General features: G+C 60.4%; 3 protein-coding genes. All 3 read left to right on the plus strand.

Annotated elements, in window-relative coordinates:
• Positions 1–516, plus strand: a 516-nt coding sequence (locus V6C07_RS08270) for a (2Fe-2S)-binding protein (protein ID WP_333535915.1), incomplete at its 5' end; no start/stop codon positions are given.
• Positions 500–1786, plus strand: a complete 1287-nt coding sequence (glpB, locus tag V6C07_RS08275) for an anaerobic glycerol-3-phosphate dehydrogenase subunit GlpB (protein ID WP_333535916.1) — start codon at positions 500–502, stop codon at positions 1784–1786. The genes V6C07_RS08270 and glpB, both read left to right, overlap by 17 nt.
• A complete protein-coding gene (locus V6C07_RS08280; RefSeq protein WP_333535917.1) occupies positions 1783–3012 on the plus strand; it encodes an anaerobic glycerol-3-phosphate dehydrogenase subunit C in 1230 nt (409 codons plus the stop codon). The genes glpB and V6C07_RS08280 overlap by 4 nt, the downstream gene beginning before the upstream one ends.
• Positions 3013–3190: the final 178 nt, after the last annotated feature.

The raw sequence follows: 3190 nt of genomic DNA on the forward strand, positions 1-3190 counted from the left end.
TGCCACAGCGCTGTGTGCCGCACGGCAACTGAAGCCCTTGTGCCGGATGCGGACGAAGCCGTGCTCAAGCGGGCGTCCCGCTTCTTTCCCATGCAGGGCCTGAATCTCATGGCCGACCGGCTTGGCGATGACCTGCCTGCCGTGCTGGAGCTGGCCGAAAAACAGGCGGGCAATCCGCTGATTTGCGAATGCGAGATGGTGAGTCTGGCTGAAATTGAATATGTGGCGCGCCAGCCTGCCACATTCTCCCTGACGGACATACGCTTGCGTACGCGCCTCGGCATGGGAACATGCCAGGGGGCCTTTTGTTCCCTGCGCACGGTGGGCGCTCTTGCCGAGCACGACGTGCAGCTTGAACTGACACCCACGGACAATGTCCGGCGTTTTCTTCAGGAGCGGTGGGGCGGGCTGCGCTTTGCCCTGTGGGGCATGCAGGCTCGTGAAATGGAACTGAGCCGTGCCATTTATGCTACTACTCTCAACCTGGACGGAGCCGCTCATGAGCAGGACTGTTGACGTACTTGTGGCCGGTTCCGGCATGGCCGGGCTTGTGGCCGCTCTTACTGCCGCAAGCCAGGGCAAGAAGGTCCGCATGCTCACCACGGGCATGGGTTCCCTCGCCATCAGCGGCGGCAATGTCGATATTCTGGCCTATGCGGACGGCAGATATGTGGCCGACCCCTGGGCAGGGATGGCGCTTTTGTCCGCCGAGCATCCGTACAGGATCATGGGCGCGGAATGCGTGCGCGAAGCCATGAAATTTTTTCAGCGCCAGATGGAGGCCCGGCAGTGGCCCATGCAGGCGGCGTCCACTCCGGAGGGGAAGGTGTGCAATGTGCAGATCCCCACTATTATGGGTACGCTCAAGCCAACCCATCTGCTGCCGGCCGGGCTGGATACCAAGGCCCTCAGCAAGGCGCGCCGTATTCTTGTGGTCAGTGTGGAAGGGCTGCGCGATTGCCGCCCGGCGCTTGTCATAAGCCAGTTGCGCCGCTACAGGGCCTGGGCCGACAGGGAATTTGTCCCGCTCACAGTGCCTTCGCCTCTGGGCGAAACGCACCGCAGCGCCACGGCTCTTGATCTCGCGCGCCTGATGGACAAGCCGCAAAGCCGTCAGTGGCTGCTTGAGACGCTGAAATCTCACGCAGGTTCCGGCGATCTGGTTCTTTTGCCGCCCATCTGTGGCAGCAAGGCCCGGCCGGACGCCTGGCAGGCCGTTGAGGCGGCGGCTGGATGTCCTGTTGTGGAAATGCTGTCCATTCCTCCGGGAGTGGGAGGGCTGAGGCTGCGCGATGCGCTTTTGCGGGCCTTGCGCGAGTATGATTTTGAACTGTTTGAAAATGCCAGGGTGCTTCGCGCTGAAACTGTCGGCAAAAAATGCACGGCGCTCGTGGCTGAAGCTTCCGGTCAGGAGCGTCGCCACGAGGCCCGCACGTTTGTGCTGGCTACGGGCGGCATTTTGGGGGGAGGGCTTGACCTGGCTCCCGGTTCCGCCCGCGAAAGCATTATGGGGCTGGACATTGCCGTACCCGATGATGTGGAGCAATGGTCGGAATCCGAGCTTTTCGGCAAGCATCTGTTCGCCCGCATGGGGGTGCGTGTTGACAGCACCATGCGCCCGGTCAGTTCTCAGGCCGCTGTCTGCTGGAACAACGTTTTTTTTGCGGGGCGCAGCCTGGGCGGCTATGACTACGCAACGGAAAAGAGCGGTCACGGCGTTGCCGTTGCCACTGGCTGGCAGGCCGGACGTATGGCCGCAGCGGCAGCTTCGGAGGAGAGCATATGAGCACGCGCATAAATCCCGATCACTGCATCGCCTGCACCACCTGCGTTGTGCATTGCCCCGTGGCTGACGCAACCTCCAAGTTTCTTGGTCCCCGCATGATCGGCCCTGCCTATGAGCGCTTCCGCCTGCTGGGGCTGAATGAAGATCCGTCGCTGCATTACTGTTCCAATTGTAAAAACTGCGACATCACCTGCCCGCACGGCGTGCCTGTCTCCAGTCTGAACATGATGGCGCGGGCCGACCAGTGTAAAAAAACGCCCCCCGGCCTGCGTGACTGGATTTTGGGCCACGGCGAACTGATGGCAAAGTGGCTGCATCTTATCCCGGCGGTGCTTAAAAACTTCGGCATGCTCAATCCGGTGACGCGGCAGGTGCTGCACAAACTCGGCATACACAAGCGCGCCCCCTTGCCCGCTTTTGCCGGCAGCAACTTCCGCACATTGGCGCGCAAGGTGAAGCAGCCGGAAACCGGGCGCAACGTGGTTTTTTATCCTGGCTGCTATGTGGACGTGTACGACCCGCAAACCGGGTTGGACATGATCTGGGCCATGAACCGGGCCGGCTACAAGGTTATTGTGCCGCAGGATATCGTTTGCTGCGGCCTGCCGATGGTTGCCAATGGCTTTTGGCAACACGCCAGAAGCAATGCCGAGCACAATCTGCGCGCCTTGGCGCAGTGGCGTGATCAGGGGCTGCCGGTAGTCACGGGTTGCCCCAGTTGCGCGCTCATGTTTCGTGTGGATCTGCCCGAATATTTTCCTGACCTGGATGCAAAGTATGGGGCATGCCGTCTGGACGACGCGCAGGATTTTCTGCTGGCGTGCGCCGATTCCGGGGAACTGGACACTGCGCCGGACAAATCCCTGCAAGACCAGCCGGATATGAAGATCATCTATCATGCTCCCTGCCACTTGCGCGCGCAGGGCAACGGCCTGCCCAGCCTTGAGCTGTTGCGGCGGCTGCCCGGAGTAAGCGTCAGCGACGCGCATGCCGGGTGCTGCGGCATTTCGGGCAGCTATGGCTTCAAAACCGAGAAATACGATATCGCGCAAGAGGTGGGAGCCGCGCTTTTCGCTGCCGTCAAGGAAAGCGGCGCGGATGTTTCCGCTTCAGAGTGTGGAACCTGCCGCGTGCAGATCAGGCATGGCAGCGGCAAGGACTGTCTGCATCCTGTGAGCATCCTGCGGCAAAGGCTGGAATCCGGGAATAAAAGCAGAAAAGCATAAAGCAGAAGGGCGAGTAAAAACTCAGGGCGGGGAACGCATTGTTCCCCGCCCTTTTTGTAACTAGAAAACCCCCCGCTAGGCGGGGGGTTCTAAAAAGCTTATAGCTTTGCCCAAGTGAGTAAAACTCCTTTTGATTTGTTAAAAAATCTCGCGGTCTGGCAACTGCGAGTCAACAAAT

Origin of the sequence: Desulfovibrio sp. 1214_IL3152 (assembly GCF_036763055.1) — a bacterium.
Classification (GTDB): domain Bacteria; phylum Desulfobacterota; class Desulfovibrionia; order Desulfovibrionales; family Desulfovibrionaceae; genus Desulfovibrio.

Coding starts and splice junctions, on each gene's coding strand:
- V6C07_RS08280 (WP_333535917.1), top strand. CDS start 1,783: ATGAGCACGCGCATAAATCCCGATCACTGCATCGCCTGCACCACCTGC.
- glpB (WP_333535916.1), top strand. CDS start 500: ATGAGCAGGACTGTTGACGTACTTGTGGCCGGTTCCGGCATGGCCGGG.